The sequence below is a fragment of the Pseudomonas argentinensis genome, from assembly GCF_001839655.2.
Lineage (GTDB): Bacteria > Pseudomonadota > Gammaproteobacteria > Pseudomonadales > Pseudomonadaceae > Aquipseudomonas > Aquipseudomonas argentinensis_B.
In genome coordinates this window covers 4355193-4370666 of the sequence record NZ_CP056087.1, presented here as the reverse complement: position 1 = coordinate 4370666, position 15474 = coordinate 4355193, and the positions used below count along the sequence as shown (strand labels likewise).

The window sequence follows — 15474 nt, the reverse complement described above, 5'->3', positions numbered from 1 at the left end:
GCCAATGCCGACAGGTGGCAAGCAGGGTTTTCGGGTCGACAACGCCTCTTCGGGCGATATTTCCGGCTTGGGCAAGAACATCTTCTTCGCCGCGGTGGAAACCACCCGCATGCCGATGATCGTCACCGATCCCAATCGGCCCGACAATCCGATCATCTTCGCCAACAATGCCTTTCTGGAAATGACCGGCTACGAGTTGGAAGAGATAGCCGGCCAGAACTGCCGTTTCCTGCAGGGCCCGGAAACCGACCGCTCGGTGGTTGCCCAGATACGCGAGGCGATCGCCGCGCGCCGGGAAGTCTCGGTCGAGCTGATCAACTACCGCAAGGACGGCTCGACCTTCTGGAATGCGCTGTTCATCTCGCCGGTCTACAACGATGCCGGCGAGCTGATCTATTTCTTCGCCTCGCAGCTGGACATCAGTCGCCGTCGCGATGCCGAGGAAGGCCTGCGCCAGGCGCAGAAGATGGAGGCGCTGGGCCAGTTGACCGGTGGCATCGCCCACGACTTCAACAACCTGCTGCAGGTGATGATCGGTTACCTGGAAGTGCTCGAACGCACGGCGCGCAAGCCCGAATACGATCAGGATCGCATCCTGCGCTGCGTGAACAATGCCCGCAATGCCGCCGACCGCGCCGCCACGCTCACTCAGCAGCTGCTGGCGTTCTCGCGCAAGCAGAAACTCGAAGGCCGGGTGCTCAACCTCAACGGGCTGATCGGTGGCTTCCAGGAATTGGGCGAACGCACCCTGGGCCATGCGAACCTGCGCCTGACCCTCGACAAGACCCTGTGGAACTGCCGAATCGATCCGACCCAGGCCGAGGTGGCATTTCTCAATATTCTGATCAATGCCCGCGATGCGCTGGAAGGGCGCGAGCAACCGGTGGTGCATATCGAGACCAAGAACGTGACGGTCGAGGACCTGGGCAGCATGTCCTACGACGGGCTGCTGCCTGGACGCTACGTCAGCCTGGCCATTACCGACAACGGCGTGGGCATGTCCGCCAGCGTGAGCAGCCGGGTCATGGACCCGTTCTTCACCACCAAGGACGAAGGCAAGGGCTCCGGACTGGGGCTGTCGATGGTCTACGGTTTCGTCAAGCAATCCGGCGGCACCGTGCGCATCTACTCCGAAGAGGGTGTCGGTACCACGCTGCGCCTGTACTTCCCGGCCGACGACAGCCAGGTGATCCACAGCCCGGCGAAGGAGCGCACCAACGAGCGCAACGGCACCGAGCGCGTGCTGGTGGTCGAGGACCGCCCGGACGTGGCCGACCTCGCCCGCATGGTGCTCGAGGATTACGGTTATGTCGCCGACATTGCCCTCAATGCCCGGGAAGCCCTGCTGCGCCTGGACGTGGCTGACTACGACCTGCTGTTCACCGACCTGATCATGCCCGGCGGCATGAACGGCGTGATGCTGGCCCGCGAGGCGCGGCGTCGCAAACCGGAGCTCAAGGTGTTGTTGACCACCGGTTATGCGGAGAACTCGCTGGAGCGCACCGATGCCGGTGGCAGCGAGTTCGAGGTGATCTCCAAGCCGTACGTGCCCAACGAGCTGGCGCGCAAGGTGCGTCAGGTGATCGACGGGCCTACCGGGGTGGGCTGAAACATATTGCGACGGGGGCTGGCACGGCTGGTCGTGGTGCCTTTTGGTGCACGCTGACGAGTGGTCGGAAGACTATACGAACTGTTCTGCATGTATACGCCTCACAAGGGTATGGACAAATACATCAGCAGATTCATGACGGAAACCGGCTGCCAGCTCGAACTCGAACGAGGATCCACCGGCATCTGCTTCAAGGCGATGTCCAGCAGTGGGCAATGCCTAGGGCAACGGTACCTGAGTACGTCGCAACTGGGTAACGGCGCCCTTGTACAAGCGGTGATGCTGGACTTTATCGCCCAGGTCAAGCGCTTGCTTGAGCTCGACGGCCAGACCGTTTCGATGTCCACCGATCCCTTCTCCAGAGATTCCGACCCCGCTCGTCACCGCTGAGCCTGCCGTCTGCCTGCCGAAGGCCTGCAAAAATCCCCTCATAAACGGCTGTTTCGCAGCTACCGCATTGGCAGGCACGCTGTATAGAGTGGAGCCCTTTCGCTGGCACAGGCCGTCGCTCCATGAATCTCTGGTTTCGCCTTTTCCTGATGCTCCTGCGCCGCCCCTGGCGCCGCCCCGTTTCGGCATTCGACACCACCGTGGTGCGCATGCGGGTATGGCCGCTGGATCTGGACCTCAACCGGCACGTCACCAATGGTCGCTACTTCACCCTTGCCGATATCGGGCGCATGGATTACGTGCTGCGCAGCGGCGCGTTCCGGGTGGCGCTGCGGCAACGTGCACTGCCAATCGTCGGTGATGTATGGGGCAAGTTTCGTCGCGAGCTGAGGCTGTTCGATTCCTTCGAGATCCATACCCGCATGTTGGGCTGGGACGACAAGTGGAGCTTTATGGAGCACCGCTTCGTCAAGGATGGGCGGGTGGCCGGGGTGGTGATCATGCGCGGCCTGTTTCGCGGGCGGCAGGGCAATGTTCCGCCCGGCGATTTTGCCGGCGAGCTCGGCCTGCCGGCGCAGTCGCCGCCGTTACCGGACTGGCTGAGCGACTGGTCCGACAGCTGCGACCGGCTGAGCGGTCAACTGCGGGCTGAGGAGCAGTAGCGCAGGCGATACATCGGGCCAGGCGCTCAGGCGCATGGATTGTGGCCATGCGCCGATGGGCAGAGCGGCCCTGGGGACGCCCGCGGTCAGGCCAGCGTTGCCAGGTCGGCGGCGTCGAAGCCTGGCAGCGGCTCGCCGTTGCGGGCCTTGTTGGCCCATGCGGCATCGGAGATCAGCACCCGGCCCACGGCGATCAGGTCGAACTCCCCGCGCTCCATGCGCAGGTGCAGGTTATCCAGCACCGCCGCGCCGGAGCCCCTGCCACCGAAGGCGCCGAAGAAGTCACCGTCGAGCCCGACCGAGCCGACGCTGATGGTCGCCGCACCGGTGAGCTTCTTCGCCCAGCCGGCGAAGTTCAGGCCCTCGGCACCGTCCAGTTCCGGGAACTCCGGTTCCCAGAAGCGCCGCTGCGAACAGTGCAGGATGTCCACGCCGGCCTCGACCAGGGGCGCCAGCCATTCGCCCATCTGCTCCGGGGTAGTGGCCAGACGCGCGGCGTAGTCCTGCTGCTTCCACTGGCTGATTCGCAGGATCAGCGGGAAGTCCGCTCCCACCGCCGCCCGTACGGCACGCACCGCCTCGGCGGCGAAGCGCGAGCGTTCGGCAATGGTGGCGCCGCCGAAGGCATCGGTGCGGGTGTTGGTACCGGGCCAGAAGAACTGGTCGATCAGGTAACCGTGGGCGCCGTGCAGTTCCACCGTATCGAAGCCCAGGCGCTTGGCGTCGGCAGCGGCCCTGGCAAAGGCGGCCACGGTGTCGGCGATGTCTTCCAGGCTCATCGCCACGCCGCGCGGATCATCCTGCGCCACCAGCCCGGACGGGCTCTCGACCGGTGCATCGGGCACCCACTCGCCGCGCGAACGGGTCGAGCCGGTGTGCCAGATCTGCGGGCCGATGCGCCCACCGGCCGCGTGCACGGCCTCGGCCACGCCGGCCCAGCCGGCCAGGGCCGCCTCGCCGTGGAAGAAGGGAATGCCCGGCATGTTGCGCGAGGCCGGGCGGTCGATCACCGTGCCTTCGGTCAGGATCAGCCCCACACCGCCTTCGGCGCGGCGGCGGTAGTACTCGGCATGCGCCTGGCCGGGAATACCCTCTGGCGCCATGCTGCGGGTCATCGGCGCCATGACGATGCGGTTGGCGAGATCCAGGCTTTTCAGTTTGAAAGGGCTGAACAGAACGTCATCGGGCATGAGCACCTCATCTCGGGTTGAATGGCCGCTGCGATCAGCGACTTGCAAATAACGGCTGGACTGGGCGCGGCGCGCCGGCCGCAATCGACAGCGAAGCGCCGCCATATGCCCACCACCTCCATCAGGTTGCAAGATCCGCCGCACCGCTGATACCTGCGTCATTCATGGCGCGAATACCGGGATGGGCCGCCATCGGCCGTAAGGATTATGTTCATGATGTTTTCTCTCACGTCCTTTTTGATTATGATCGACATCTATACGTGATAATGTCATTGAGTCGAGCGTGAACCTAGAGGCGGTGATATGCGCGTGAGCAAGGCCCAGGCCCAGGCCAACCGGGTGCTGATCGTGGAGACGGCGTCCCGGCTGTTCCGTGAACGCGGCTACGACGGTGTGGGCGTGGCGGACCTGATGGCGGCCGCCGGTTTCACCCATGGCGGCTTCTACAAGCACTTCGCTTCCAAGGCCGACCTGATGGCGGAGTCTGCCGCCTGCGGCATCGCGAAAAGCCTGGAGCACAGCCAGGATCTGAGTACGCGGCAGTTCTTCGACCGCTACCTGACGCGCAAGCACCGCGATGTCCGGGATCTGGGCTGCACGCTTTCCGCACTTGGCGGCGACGCGGCGCGCCAGCCGGAAGCGCTCAAGACGGTTTTCGCCGACGCCATCGAGGCCCTGCTGACGGCGCTGGCGCGCAATGACGAGGTGACTGGCGAGCAGGGGCGGGCCCAGCTTGTCGGCCAGCTTGCCCAGGCCGTCGGCGCCATCGTGCTGTCACGGGCCTGCCCCGATGACTCGCCCCTGGCCGACGAAATCCTCAGCACCTGCCGCTCGCTGCAGCACGATGGCAACCGCTGAACCCCGCTCACCGATGCACATTCGCTACGTACAGGGAGACCGCCATGACCCTTCACTACCTCGATGACCTTGCCCCCGGGCAGCGTTTCACGGGCGCCACCCGGGCACGCGTCGGCGAAGATGCCATCAAGGCCTTTGCCCGCGAGTTCGATCCGCAGCCCTTTCATCTCGATAACGAGGCGGCGCGCGAGTCGCTGTTCGGCTCGCTGGCGGCCAGTGGCTGGCACACCGCGGCACTGACCATGCGCCTGCTGGTGGACTGCGAGCCGAAGCTGGCCGGCGGCATCATCGGCGCCGGTTTCGATGAGCTACGCTGGCCACTGCCGGTGCGGCCCGGCGACGAGCTGCGGGTCGAACTGGAGGTGCTGGAGGTGCGGCCTTCGAAAAGCATGCCCAGCCAGGGCCTGGTCAAGCTGCGCACCACCACCCTGAATCAGCACGATCAGGCGGTACAGATTTCCGTGGGTAACCTGGTGGTGCCGCGGCGCACCGAGCAGTAACAGCCTAAGCCGCCTGGCGGCATGACGACAGTGGAGCAGACCATGAAATACGCAGCGTTCGGCAATACCGGCTTGCAGGTTTCCCAGTTGGCACTGGGCGCGGGCAACTTCGGCACGGGGTGGGGCCACGGCGCCGACCCGGATACCAGCAAAAGCATGTTCGAGGCCTATGTCGAGGCCGGTGGCAACTTCATCGATACGGCGGACGTCTATCAGTTCGGCCAGTCCGAAACGCTGCTCGGCACCCTGCTGGCAGGGCGCCGCGAGGATTTCCTGCTCGCCAGCAAGTACACCAGCGGCGCGGTGCCGAACGCCAATCGCCTGGTGACCGGCAACAGCCGCAAGGCCATGGTCGCCTCTGTCGAAGCCAGCCTCAAGCGCCTGAAGACCGACCGCATCGATCTTTACTGGGTGCACCACCCCGATGGCGTGACGCCGGCCGAGGAGCTGGTCCGCGGGCTCGATGACCTGGCCCGCGCCGGCAAGATCCTCTACGCGGGGCTGTCCAACTTTCCGGCCTGGCGCCTGGCCCATATCGCCACGCTGGCCGAGCTGACGCACGCGCTGCCGATCGCCGCCGCCCAGTTCGAGCACAGCCTGGTACATCGCGATCCCGAGGCCGACCTGTTCCAGGCGTGCCGGGCGCTGGGGCTGGGTATGGTCACCTGGTCGCCGCTGGGCGGTGGCATGCTCACCGGCAAGTACCGCCAGGGTGAGAAGGGCCGGGCCGAGGGCCTGGGTGGCCGGGTGTTCCAGGCCGAGAACTCGCCGCAGCGCACGCAGATCCTCGATACCGTGCTGGCGGTCGCCGAGGAGCTGGGCGCCACGCCGGGCCAGGTCGCCATCGCCTGGGCCGGCAGCCACGGCTCGGTGCCGATCATTGGGCCGCGCTCCCTGGCGCAGGCCACCGACAACCTCGGCGCGCTGGCGCTCGAACTGTCGGCCGAGCAGCTCGCGCGGCTCGACGCGGTGAGCGCCCTTGGCGAGGCCACGCCTGCGAGAACACCGCGGCCCGGCGTGCAGGTAGTCGCCTGACACGGGCACGGCGCCAAAACCCTTTCCACGCGGTATGATGGCGTATGGCTATGTCGCGCCGGGTGCCAACTGTCCGGCATGACGCGGTGTATCGTCGGGGAGAGGGCATGGAATCGCTGAGCAAGCCGCAACTCAAGGAACTGGTGCGACGGGTCATCGTTGCCCAGGGCAATGCCTTCATCAAGGAGCTGTTGCGCGGCACCAGTGTCAAGGTCGGCGCGACCAAGGAAGACTTCGCTGCCAACCTGGATGCCGCCATCGATGCCGACGAGCTGACCCAGGAAAAGCTCGAAGCCTGGCTGGCGGAAGTCGAAGGATGGGGCGACCAGCATCTTTATCTGATCGAACCGCCGCAGATCGACGCGGCCACGCTCGCAGCCGGCATCGCAGGGGGCGTTCACGCCAGGGTGTTGAACGCCAGCGCCAGCCTGGACTTTCCACAAGCACTCACCCTCAAGCACATCGCGTTATCCGATGCCGGCCTGTCGATGGTCTGGCACCAGGGCAAGGCGGGCTGGAATCGCTTCAAACCCAAGGATTTCACCCTTGAAGAAGGGCTGGAGCATTACCGCTTCGACGCTTATCGGCAGCGCCTCGACCGCAGCGTGGTGCGCTTCGAATGGCGCTTCGCCGACCCTTATTGCCTGGTGCTGATTCACCGCAATCCGGAGATCGACCACAAGGCGGTCTTTCAGGATGTGCGCCTCACCCTGGCGGCGATTGGCTGCCCGGACGCCGCCCTGCAACCAATCCCCCTCAACCAGGCGGTAAAGATCGCCGCTAGCAAGGGCAAGGGCGTGCATTCGACCCGTTTCGAGCTCGACGGTGGCTACGTGGAAATGGCCTCGACCCTCGCCGACGGCGGCATCGATGCGGTCGAGCCGGTGCGCGTGGTGCTGCAGGCGGTGGATACCGGGCAGTTCGACCGGGCCCAGGGCATGCTGCATTTCGCCGCCGAGGAACACGGCACCAGCCGGCGGATCGCCGTGCAGGTCTATGGTCGTGAAGGGCGGCTGCGCATCTGGGCGCAATGCAAGCGTGAAGACGTGCTGCGTATCGTCGAGCTGCTCTGGGCGTACAACAGCGCGCCATGAATGCTGCACGATCAGACCGCTGGCAGGCGGAAGTCGCGCGGCGTCTGGGCCAGGGCGTCGAGCTGGAATTCACCCTGGGGCAGTTCGCCCAGGCGGTCGAGACTGCGCCTGGGGATGGCGCGCTGCATGCCTTTCTCGACGGCCTTGTCAGTGCCTCGATTGCCGTGCGCAGCGACGCCTATCGGTGCCCCATGGCGGCCTGTGCGCGTTTGCTGCCGGCCGGCATGGCCAATACGGTCTGCCCGTTCTGTCAGGCCGATTTTCAGCAGGAGGGCGTAGCGCCCGAGGTCGAACCCAGCTACCGGCTGGTGGGCGAGACCAGCCGCGATATCCGCTGGGTGATCGTCGTCCACGGCATGAACAGCCGGGCCAAATGGCAGGAAGCGTTCAGCTGGCAGATCGCCAACCGGCTCAGCTATTCGGCGCCGGTACTGATCTACAAATACGGCTGGGCGACCATCGACGTGTTCGCCCGCTGGCTGCACGAGCGTCTCGCCCGGCGCCTGGGTGAGCGCATGCGCATCGCCATCTATGAGGCGCAAAAGAGCCGGCTACCCCACCGGCCGGACATCATCGCCCACAGTTTCGGTACGCTGCTGCTGTCGCGGGTGCTGGAGAACCCGGAGTTCGCTGACCTGAGGTTCGGTCGCATCATCACCGCGGCAAGCATCGTGCGTCCGGATTTCGACTGGGATCGGTTGATCGAGCAGGGGCGCGTCGAGGCCGTGCTCAACCATGTCGGCGGCCGGGACCGCGCCGTGCCCCTGGCGCAGTACGCCATTCCCGGTGCCGGGCCGGGCGGCAAGGTCGGCTATCTGGCCGCCTCGACGCTCAACGTGCGCACCGACGAGTACGGCCACTCGGGGTTCTTCGTCCCTGAAAACCTCGGCGTGGCGATATCGCGGGAAGGTCTCTGGCAAGGTTTTCTGACCCGCCCGCTGGCACACTTTCGCCCGGCCGGCACTTTCGTTCCCGAACCGCACTGGCGGCCGGCACCGTTGCTGGCGCGAGTGTGCACGCGGGCGCTGGCCTATGTGCTGTTCTGGGCGCTGGCACCGTTTTCGTGGCTGCGGCGCCGGCTCGACCCGTAGCGGGCTGCTAAGAGTAACGCCGACGTGGGCGCCGTTGCGGCGCCTGGATGCTCAGTTGCTCGGACGTTGCTTGGTCGAGTCCAGCTCTGCTTTGCTGGCCGTGGTGATCTCGGTGATCTGCGCCGATTTGGCAATGGCGTAATCGAAGGTGTCCTGCATCCTGGCGATCGCTTCGGTCGGCGTGCCTTTCAATCCGCCGCTGGCGGCCCAGTCGAAGTTCCACACCCCGGACAGCTCATCGGCACCGGCCACGTCGTGGGTCTCGATGGCGGTGAATACGTCAGGGTGACGCTGCATGTACTTGGCCGCCTCGACCACATCGCTCGGCACCTTGCCCGAGGTGTCGTTGGCCAGCTGCGACACCTCCTGCTTGGTGATCGCCTGCTTGCCGTTCTGGCGCATGTAGTCGGCAATGGTCTTGCTGGACCTGGCGATGTCCAACTTGGCATCGAAAGCCGAAGTCGACGAACTTGGAGTATTCGGGTTACCGCCGGTAGGTGAAACGGTCGTGGACATCGGCTCTGCTCCCTCAGTGGATGAACGGCTTGTGGCAGGCGTTATCGCCCGCGCCATGGACGTTATCAGCAGGGAGCAGGGTAGAGGGCAGTGCCTTCACGACAATTCGCAACTAGCTGAAGAATTCACAGGCTTTCACAGCTGGCGAACCAAAGCAGCGCAGTACGCTGGGCATCTGCCCGGCGTGCTGCTTGCTGCAGATGGTGGGCAATGCCCTAGAGGCGGGGGGCGCTCTTGATCGTCGACAGGGCGCGTTCGATGGCTTCGTGGGGCGTCGAGGGCATGGGTTGCTCGACGTAGTTGTACTTGCTGTTGTCCAAGACCAGTACCTGGGCCTTTTTCGCCAGTTTGTCGACGTCGTAGCCCAGGTCGATGCAGGCGCCCAGCATGGCCATTAAGGCCTGTTCGAGCACTTTTTCACTCTGTGTAGCCATTTACGCACCTCGGTGATGGCCTGTTGCCGGCCGGCACTGGGCACGGAGGTTCCGCGCCCTACTGGTGAGGTATGACTGCACCCAGGGTGGAAGGATTCAGCAGAAGTTGGCCGCACCGCACCCCCTGCCGATGAATGACCGGTCGCGGCGCATCAAACAAGGCCGAACCGGGGGTTTTGGCGAGAAAACAGAGAGCGGTCGCACAGTGCCTGGTGGGGCAGGGTGGTAAGATTGCCGCCGCCTTTCGCAGCACGCGCACCATGTGCCAGGCCAGGAAGGTCGAACATTCCCATCATGGACATGCATTGAGCAGACGATGAACAAATTAGCAGCAGTAGCAGTCGGGCTGGTGGCGGTTGGCGCACTCAGCACGGCTGGCGCCTGGTACACCGGCACCCAGTTGCCCGGTGTTCTCAGCAACCTTATCGAGGAATCCAACCGCCAGGGCGCCGAGGCGCTGCTAGGCACGGGGGCCAGCGTCAAGCTGGAGCTGCTGTCGCTGGAGACCCGCCTGTTCACCAGCACCGCGCGCTACAAGCTGAGCTTCGATGCGCCGTCGGAGGAGGGCGAGGCGCGGCACATGGAAGTCCTGCTGCTGGACAATATCGAGCATGGCCCGCTGCCGCTGTCGCGCCTCAAACGCCTGAATCCGTGGCCGGTCATGGCCGCCAGCCATTACCAGCTCGAGCCCAACGAGCTTACCCAGAAGTGGTTCGATGCCGCCAAGGGTGCCGCGCCGCTCAGTGGCCAGGCCAGCCTGGATTACAACGGTGCCAGCCGCGGTTCGCTGGTGCTGACGCCGCTGGATTTCGCGCCGTCGCCGACCTCCACGGTCAAGTTCTCCGGCATGACCCTGGACTTCGAGGCCAGCAAGCACGCCAAGGAGGTGCAGGTCAGCGGCTCCATGGACAGCCTGTCGATCACCAGCACCGAGGACACGCCGATGCAGGCCGACCTGCATGGCCTGACCCTGAGCAGCGATCAGCGCCTGGGCAGCGCCGATTTCTACGTCGGTGACAGCAGCATCAAGCTGGCCACCGCGCAGATCAAGGTCGGCGACAAGCCCGCCGTGCTGATCAAGGACATCGCCCAGGTCGGCAGCCTGCAGGAAACCGGCAGCATGCTCGACGGACAGATCGGCTATGACCTCGGCATGGTCAGCTATGACGGCAAGGACATCGGCGGCCTGCGCACCCTGTGGGCCATCAAGAACTTCGACAGCGCGGCGTTGCAGTCGATGTTCAAGCTCTACCAGGACAAACTGACGCCCATCCAGCAGGCCCAGGCCCTGGGTGAAGAGGCCCCGCAGCTCGACTTCTCCGCCGACGAGGAGGCGCGCATGAAGGCCGACCTGGAGAAGCTGCTGGCTGGCAAACCCCAGCTGGCGCTGGACAACTTGACCCTTACCACGCCCCATGGCCAGGCCTCGCTGCGGGTGGTGGTGGACATGGACAAGCCCGAATCCTTCGAGCTGCCGCCTGACGAGCTGGCCCGTCAGCTGATCGGCAAGCTGGATGCCAAGCTGGCGGTCGCCAAGGCGGTGATCGGCGATGGCGTGCGCATCCAGGCCATGGTCGAAGGCGTCACCGACGCCCAGGCCATCGAGCAGCAGGCGGCGATGATGACCGAGATGGGCAGCGGCATGGCGCTCGGCACCGGCCTGGTGACCCTGGAAGGCGAGACCCTGCAATCGACCCTGCATTACGCCGACAACAAGGTGACGTTCAACGGCCAGGACATGAGCGTCGAGGAGTTCGTCACGCTGGTGATGTCCAAGACCGGCGGCATGGGCGGTGGTCTGGGTGATGATGCGTCGGCCTACGGCGACGATGCGCCGGAAGACCTCGGTGGCTACGACGACGGCGCCGAGACGCAGGCGCCCGATCAGGCCGAGTGATCCCATCGCGTGGGTGCAAAAAAGCCAGTCGAAGGACTGGCTTTTTTGTGGGTGAGGTTTGGGGTCAGAAGCTGTACTTGGCGGTCAGCATCAGGTTGCGTGGCGTGCCGTAGGTGTCGCCGCCGTAGTCGATCGAGTCCGAGATGGACGAGTAGTACTTCTTGTCGAAAATGTTATTGGCATTGAGCTGCAGGTCGAGGTTCTCGTTGACCGCGTAGCCCGCCATCAGGTTGGTGAGTGCATAGGCGCCTTGTTGCAAGCGATAGCTACTGCCGTCGCGCAGCGTAATATCGTTGTACAGCCGGCTTTGCCAGGAAAGGTTGCCACCGACTCGCAGTTTTTCCAGGGGACCCTGGAAGCGATAGACGGTGGAAAGCTTGAACAGGTGCTCCGGCATGTCGGTATCGAAGCGCTGGTTCTCGTTCTGCGGGTTATTGGCGTCCTTGATGGTGTGCACGCGGGCGTAGGTGTAGCCCGCGCCCAGCTGCCAGTTCTCGGTCAGCGCACCCTGGATTTCCAGGTCGATTCCCTGGCTGCGTACCTCGCCCGAGGCCTGGTAGCAGCTAGCCTGCGGGCAGCCGAAGCGAGACGTTTCCACCGCGCGGTTTTCCTGATCGACGCGGAACAGTGCCGCACTGGCGTTCAGGGCGCCGTCGAAGTATTCACCCTTGATGCCCACCTCGTAGTTCTTGCCAACGATTGGCCTGACTGGCGTGCCCGAGGTGTCCTTTTCGGTTTGTGGCTTGAAGATATCGCTGTAGCTCACATAAACCGAGTGGTGGTCATCCAGGTCGTAGATCAGTCCGGCAAAACGGGTGACGTTACGGGTCACCCTGTAGTCGGCCGTCGAGCTTTCCTTGTCGTCGTAGTCGTACCAGTCCAGGCGACCGCCGAGAACCAGCTTCAGTGGTTCGGCGAGGCTCAGGCGGGTGGTCAGGTAGAGGCCGTCCTCGGTGGTGACGGTGCGTTTGCTGCCGGTGCGCGTGAAGTTCGGTTTGCCTGCCTCCAGCGGCCAATTCAAATCGTAGGGGCTGTAACTGTGGGTGTTCATGTCTGTGATGCGCTTGCTGGCACCCACCACCAGTTCATGGGTGCGCCCGAAGGCCTCGAACGGGCCGCTGACGAAGCTGTCCATGCCGATCTTGTGCTCATCGTATTTGGCTTGCCAGACGGTTCGCTCCACCACGCTGGGATTCCAGCGTGACTGGTAGGAGCCCGAGAACAGCGCATTGAGGTCGGCGTAATTGGCATTGACCTGCAGCTTCCAGTCATTGGCCAACTGATGACGCAGTTCGGCGAACAGCGTGTTGGTTTCCTGTTCCTTGTTCTCCCAGTCGGTGCCCGGGTTGTAGGAGCGCGGCAGATCCTGGTGACGGCCGTCGAGGCCGACCAGCGAGGCACCCCAGAAATTGTTGGTCTTGTCCTTCTGGTGGGAAAAGCCGACGGCCAGGGTGGTGTCGTCGCTCAGGTCCGCCTCGGTGATGGCGTAAAGCAGGCCGTGATCTTCCTCGGCACCATCGACGTAGCTGTTGGCATCGCGGTAGGAGGTCACCACCCGGCCGCGCAGGGTGCCGCTTTCGTTGAGCGGGCTGGAGGCGTCGACTTCGCCGCGGTAGTCATCCCAGCTACCGGCTGCACCGGTCAGGTTAACGCGCTGATCGGCCAGCGGACGCTTGCGCACCATATTGACTGCCGCCGAGGGGTTGCCTGCACCGGTGACCAGGCCGGTGGCGCCGCGCACCACTTCAACCCGGTCGAACATCGCCAGGTTCGGCTGCACGCCTACGCCTACGCCGTTGTAGCCGCTGGGGATGCCGTCATACATCAGGTTGTCGATTTCGAAGCCGCGGGCGTAATAGGTCTGCCGGCCTGGGCCGCTGGAGTAACTGAGAAACACCCCCGGCGTGGCGTCGATGGCGTCGTTGATGCTGGTCATGCCCATATCGTCCATGCGCTGCCGCGTGATCACGGTGACCGCCTGGGGCGTTTCGCGCATGGTCATGGGCAGTTTGGTGGCGGTCGACATGGCACCGGTGGTGTAGGAGCGCGAGCCTTCGGTGGTGCTGCCCAGCTGGGTATTGGTGATTTCGGTGGCGCCCAGTTCCATCACGCTGCCCGCTTCGCTGTTCTGCGCTTCACTGCTTTGTTGAGCCAGAGCCGGGGTCATGGTGGCCATGCAGATGGCCAGAGCCAGGTGATTACGGTGCGCAGCGAAACGGCGAGGTGGGGCAAGACGCGACATAAGGGATCCCTGATAAGCGAGTGGTATGCGTTATGATTGTGATAATCGTTATTATTATAATCAAAAGACGTGTCTGGATGACAAAGCCTGCTGCTTGAATTCGTCGATTCATCAAGGGTTTATCGATTGGAAAGCAATGGGCGTCAGCCATCCGACGCCGTGCAACGAGGGCATCCCATGATTTGCCAACCCGCGGCCGGCGACTCGAGGCCTGTGCTGAGGCCCGCGCGGGTCACCGCTCTGTCGGCGATCTACCGGGGCGAGCTGGGCTATATCCGCCAGGGGGAGCCGCAGCGCGAGCGCCTGGCAGAGGGCGGCCGAGCGGCACCTCGGCCAGTAGGTCGAGAACTTCGAGCGACTGACCGTCGCCTGTGTCGATGACCAGCTCGTCAGCTATTCGTTATGAGCCGACGAGCAGGGCATGCGGAGCTGTGTACCCTGCATGTCAGCGAGGCGTATCGGCGCTGGGGGATCGGCCAGCTGCTGGTCGCGGCCTATGTCGAGAGCGCGCGGCAGGCTTCGTGACGCTGAGCCTGCACGTGCGTAGCGATAACCCGGCCCGGCAGCTTTACGCGCGGGCAGGGTTCGCTGAAGTCGGGACCAATGCCCTCGGCTACCTGCACTATGAGCTGCAGGCAGCGGCTTAGCGGCCTGCCGGCGCTGGCGCCTGCGGCTTGAGCGGCCGGGTGCGTGGCAGCAGGGCAGTGGCCAGGCCCAGCAGCGGCAGCAAGGACACCAGGTGGTAGACCCAGACGATGCCGTGCACGTCGGCCAGCTCGCCCAGGCCGGCTGCGCCAATGCCGCCAATGCCGAACATCAGGCCGAACATCAGCCCCGACACCATGCCGACGCGCCCCGGCACCGCCTCCTGGGCATAGACCACCAGGGCGGCGAAGGCCGAGGACATCACCAGGCCGATCATGATCGCCAGCACCGCGGTTGCCGTGGCGCCGACGTAGGGCAGGGCCAGGGCGAAGGGTGCCACGCCCATGAAGGAGATCCAGATCACCGCCTTGCGGCCGATACGGTCGCCCACCGGGCCGCCGGCAAAGGTGCCCACTGCCACCGCGGCGAGAAAGATGAACAGGTAGATCTGGCTCTGCTGAACGCCCATGGCGAAGCGCTCGATCAGGTAGAAGGTAAAGAAGTTGGTGAACGCGGCGATGTACACGAACTTGGCGAACATCAGCACGCAGATCACCGCGATCGCCTGGATCACCTGGGCGCGGTTCAGGCCCACCGTCTGCTTGCTGGCCAGGCTCTTCAGCTTGGCCTGGCCATGATGGACGCTCCAGATGGTCAGGCGGCAGAGCACGAAGATCGCCAGGGCGGCGGCCAGCATGAACCAGGCGATGGCGTGCTGGCCGTAGGGGATGACGATGGCGGCAGCCAGCAGCGGGCCCAGGGCCGAGCCCGAGTTGCCGCCGACCTGAAAGGTCGATTGCGCGGTGCCGAAGCGCCCACCCGAGGCCATCCGCGCGATGCGCGAGGCTTCCGGATGGAAGGTCGCCGAGCCTATGCCGACCACCGCGGCCGACAGCAACAGCATCTCGTAGCTGCTGGCGAAGGCGAGCAGGGCAATGCCGATAAAGGTCATCAGCATGCCCGAGGGCAGCAGATAGGGCTTGGGGTGCTTGTCGGTGTACATGCCGATCCACGGCTGCAGCAGCGAGGCGGTGATCTGGTAGACCAGGCCGAGCCAGCCGATCTGCGCGAAGCTCAGCGCGAACTGGGTCTTGAGCATCGGGTAAACGGCGGGCATCACCGACTGGATCAGGTCATTGAGCAGGTGCGAGAACGCGGCGGCGCCCACCACCGGCAACAGAAAGCCGTGGGGCTGGGGGGAGGGAGCAAGGGTCGGGTCGGCAGGGAGGTCGGGTGTGCTGGTTTTCATAGGCAAGGCTTCAAGTGGCTGCTGGGCCCGCCAGCACCGGGGTGCCAGCCCGGCCAGAGGGC

The 15474-nt window shown here is 64.7% G+C and carries 15 protein-coding genes; 10 read left to right on the top strand and 5 right to left on the bottom strand.

Translation table 11 applies throughout. The features are described from left to right. Positions 1-4 precede the first annotated feature (4 nt). The 3 genes from SA190iCDA_RS19760 (at position 5) to SA190iCDA_RS19750 (ending at position 2661) form a co-directional block, all read left to right on the top strand. A complete protein-coding gene (locus SA190iCDA_RS19760; protein WP_070885726.1) occupies positions 5-1609 on the top strand; it encodes a histidine kinase famiy protein in 1605 nt (534 codons plus the stop codon). Positions 1610-1699: 90 nt separating this feature from the next. Beyond that, complete coding sequence (locus SA190iCDA_RS19755) at positions 1700-1999, top strand: hypothetical protein (RefSeq protein ID WP_070885725.1); 300 nt, start codon at positions 1700-1702, stop codon at positions 1997-1999. Between the two features lie 122 nt (positions 2000-2121). Then, positions 2122-2661 (top strand): thioesterase family protein, encoded by a 540-nt coding sequence (locus SA190iCDA_RS19750; protein WP_070885724.1) that lies wholly within the window; start codon positions 2122-2124, stop codon positions 2659-2661. A gap of 86 nt (positions 2662-2747) precedes the next feature. On the opposite strand, the gene SA190iCDA_RS19745 is transcribed toward SA190iCDA_RS19750, so the two are convergent. Beyond that, a complete protein-coding gene (locus SA190iCDA_RS19745; protein ID WP_070885723.1) occupies positions 2748-3851 on the bottom strand; it encodes an NADH:flavin oxidoreductase in 1104 nt (367 codons plus the stop codon). Between the two features lie 303 nt (positions 3852-4154). Here SA190iCDA_RS19745 and SA190iCDA_RS19740 point away from each other — a divergent pair, with 303 nt between their 5' ends. The 5 genes from SA190iCDA_RS19740 to SA190iCDA_RS19720 all read left to right on the top strand — a co-directional run bounded on the left by SA190iCDA_RS19740 (position 4155) and on the right by SA190iCDA_RS19720 (position 8429). Continuing rightward, complete coding sequence (locus SA190iCDA_RS19740; protein WP_070885722.1) at positions 4155-4709, top strand: TetR/AcrR family transcriptional regulator; 555 nt, start codon at positions 4155-4157, stop codon at positions 4707-4709. A 44-nt stretch (positions 4710-4753) separates the two neighbouring features. Further along, entirely contained in the window at positions 4754-5209 is a 456-nt protein-coding gene (locus SA190iCDA_RS19735; RefSeq protein ID WP_070885721.1) for a MaoC family dehydratase, read from the top strand. Between the two features lie 42 nt (positions 5210-5251). Further along, entirely contained in the window at positions 5252-6244 is a 993-nt protein-coding gene (locus SA190iCDA_RS19730) for an aldo/keto reductase (protein WP_070885720.1), read from the top strand. 107 nt (positions 6245-6351) lie between these two features. Then, positions 6352-7338, top strand: coding sequence for a hypothetical protein (locus SA190iCDA_RS19725; protein ID WP_070885719.1), 987 nt, complete (start codon positions 6352-6354; stop codon positions 7336-7338). Next, complete coding sequence (locus SA190iCDA_RS19720) at positions 7335-8429, top strand: hypothetical protein (protein ID WP_070885718.1); 1095 nt, start codon at positions 7335-7337, stop codon at positions 8427-8429. The genes SA190iCDA_RS19725 and SA190iCDA_RS19720 overlap by 4 nt, the downstream gene beginning before the upstream one ends. 51 nt (positions 8430-8480) lie before the next feature. On the opposite strand, the gene SA190iCDA_RS19715 is transcribed toward SA190iCDA_RS19720, so the two are convergent. Both SA190iCDA_RS19715 and SA190iCDA_RS19710 read right to left on the bottom strand, forming a co-directional pair. Then, positions 8481-8945, bottom strand: a complete 465-nt coding sequence (locus SA190iCDA_RS19715) for a hypothetical protein (RefSeq protein WP_070885717.1) — start codon at positions 8943-8945, stop codon at positions 8481-8483. 215 nt (positions 8946-9160) lie between these two features. Beyond that, positions 9161-9379, bottom strand: a complete 219-nt coding sequence (locus SA190iCDA_RS19710; RefSeq protein ID WP_139159475.1) for a hypothetical protein — start codon at positions 9377-9379, stop codon at positions 9161-9163. 316 nt (positions 9380-9695) lie between these two features. Between SA190iCDA_RS19710 and SA190iCDA_RS19705 the strand changes: the two genes are divergently transcribed. After that, the gene (locus tag SA190iCDA_RS19705) at positions 9696-11276 is read left to right on the top strand and encodes a YdgA family protein (protein ID WP_070885715.1); all 1581 of its coding nucleotides are present in this window, start codon (positions 9696-9698) and stop codon (positions 11274-11276) included. A gap of 64 nt (positions 11277-11340) precedes the next feature. Here SA190iCDA_RS19705 and SA190iCDA_RS19700 read toward each other — a convergent pair whose 3' ends face one another. Next, positions 11341-13518, bottom strand: a complete 2178-nt coding sequence (locus tag SA190iCDA_RS19700) for a TonB-dependent siderophore receptor (RefSeq protein ID WP_070885714.1) — start codon at positions 13516-13518, stop codon at positions 11341-11343. A gap of 402 nt (positions 13519-13920) precedes the next feature. On the opposite strand from SA190iCDA_RS19700, the gene SA190iCDA_RS19695 reads away from it, so the two are divergent. Then, positions 13921-14043 (top strand): GNAT family N-acetyltransferase, encoded by a 123-nt coding sequence (locus SA190iCDA_RS19695; RefSeq protein WP_083329787.1) that lies wholly within the window; start codon positions 13921-13923, stop codon positions 14041-14043. Between the two features lie 118 nt (positions 14044-14161). On the opposite strand, the gene SA190iCDA_RS19690 is transcribed toward SA190iCDA_RS19695, so the two are convergent. Continuing rightward, positions 14162-15412 (bottom strand): MFS transporter, encoded by a 1251-nt coding sequence (locus SA190iCDA_RS19690; protein WP_070885713.1) that lies wholly within the window; start codon positions 15410-15412, stop codon positions 14162-14164. Positions 15413-15474 lie beyond the last annotated feature (62 nt).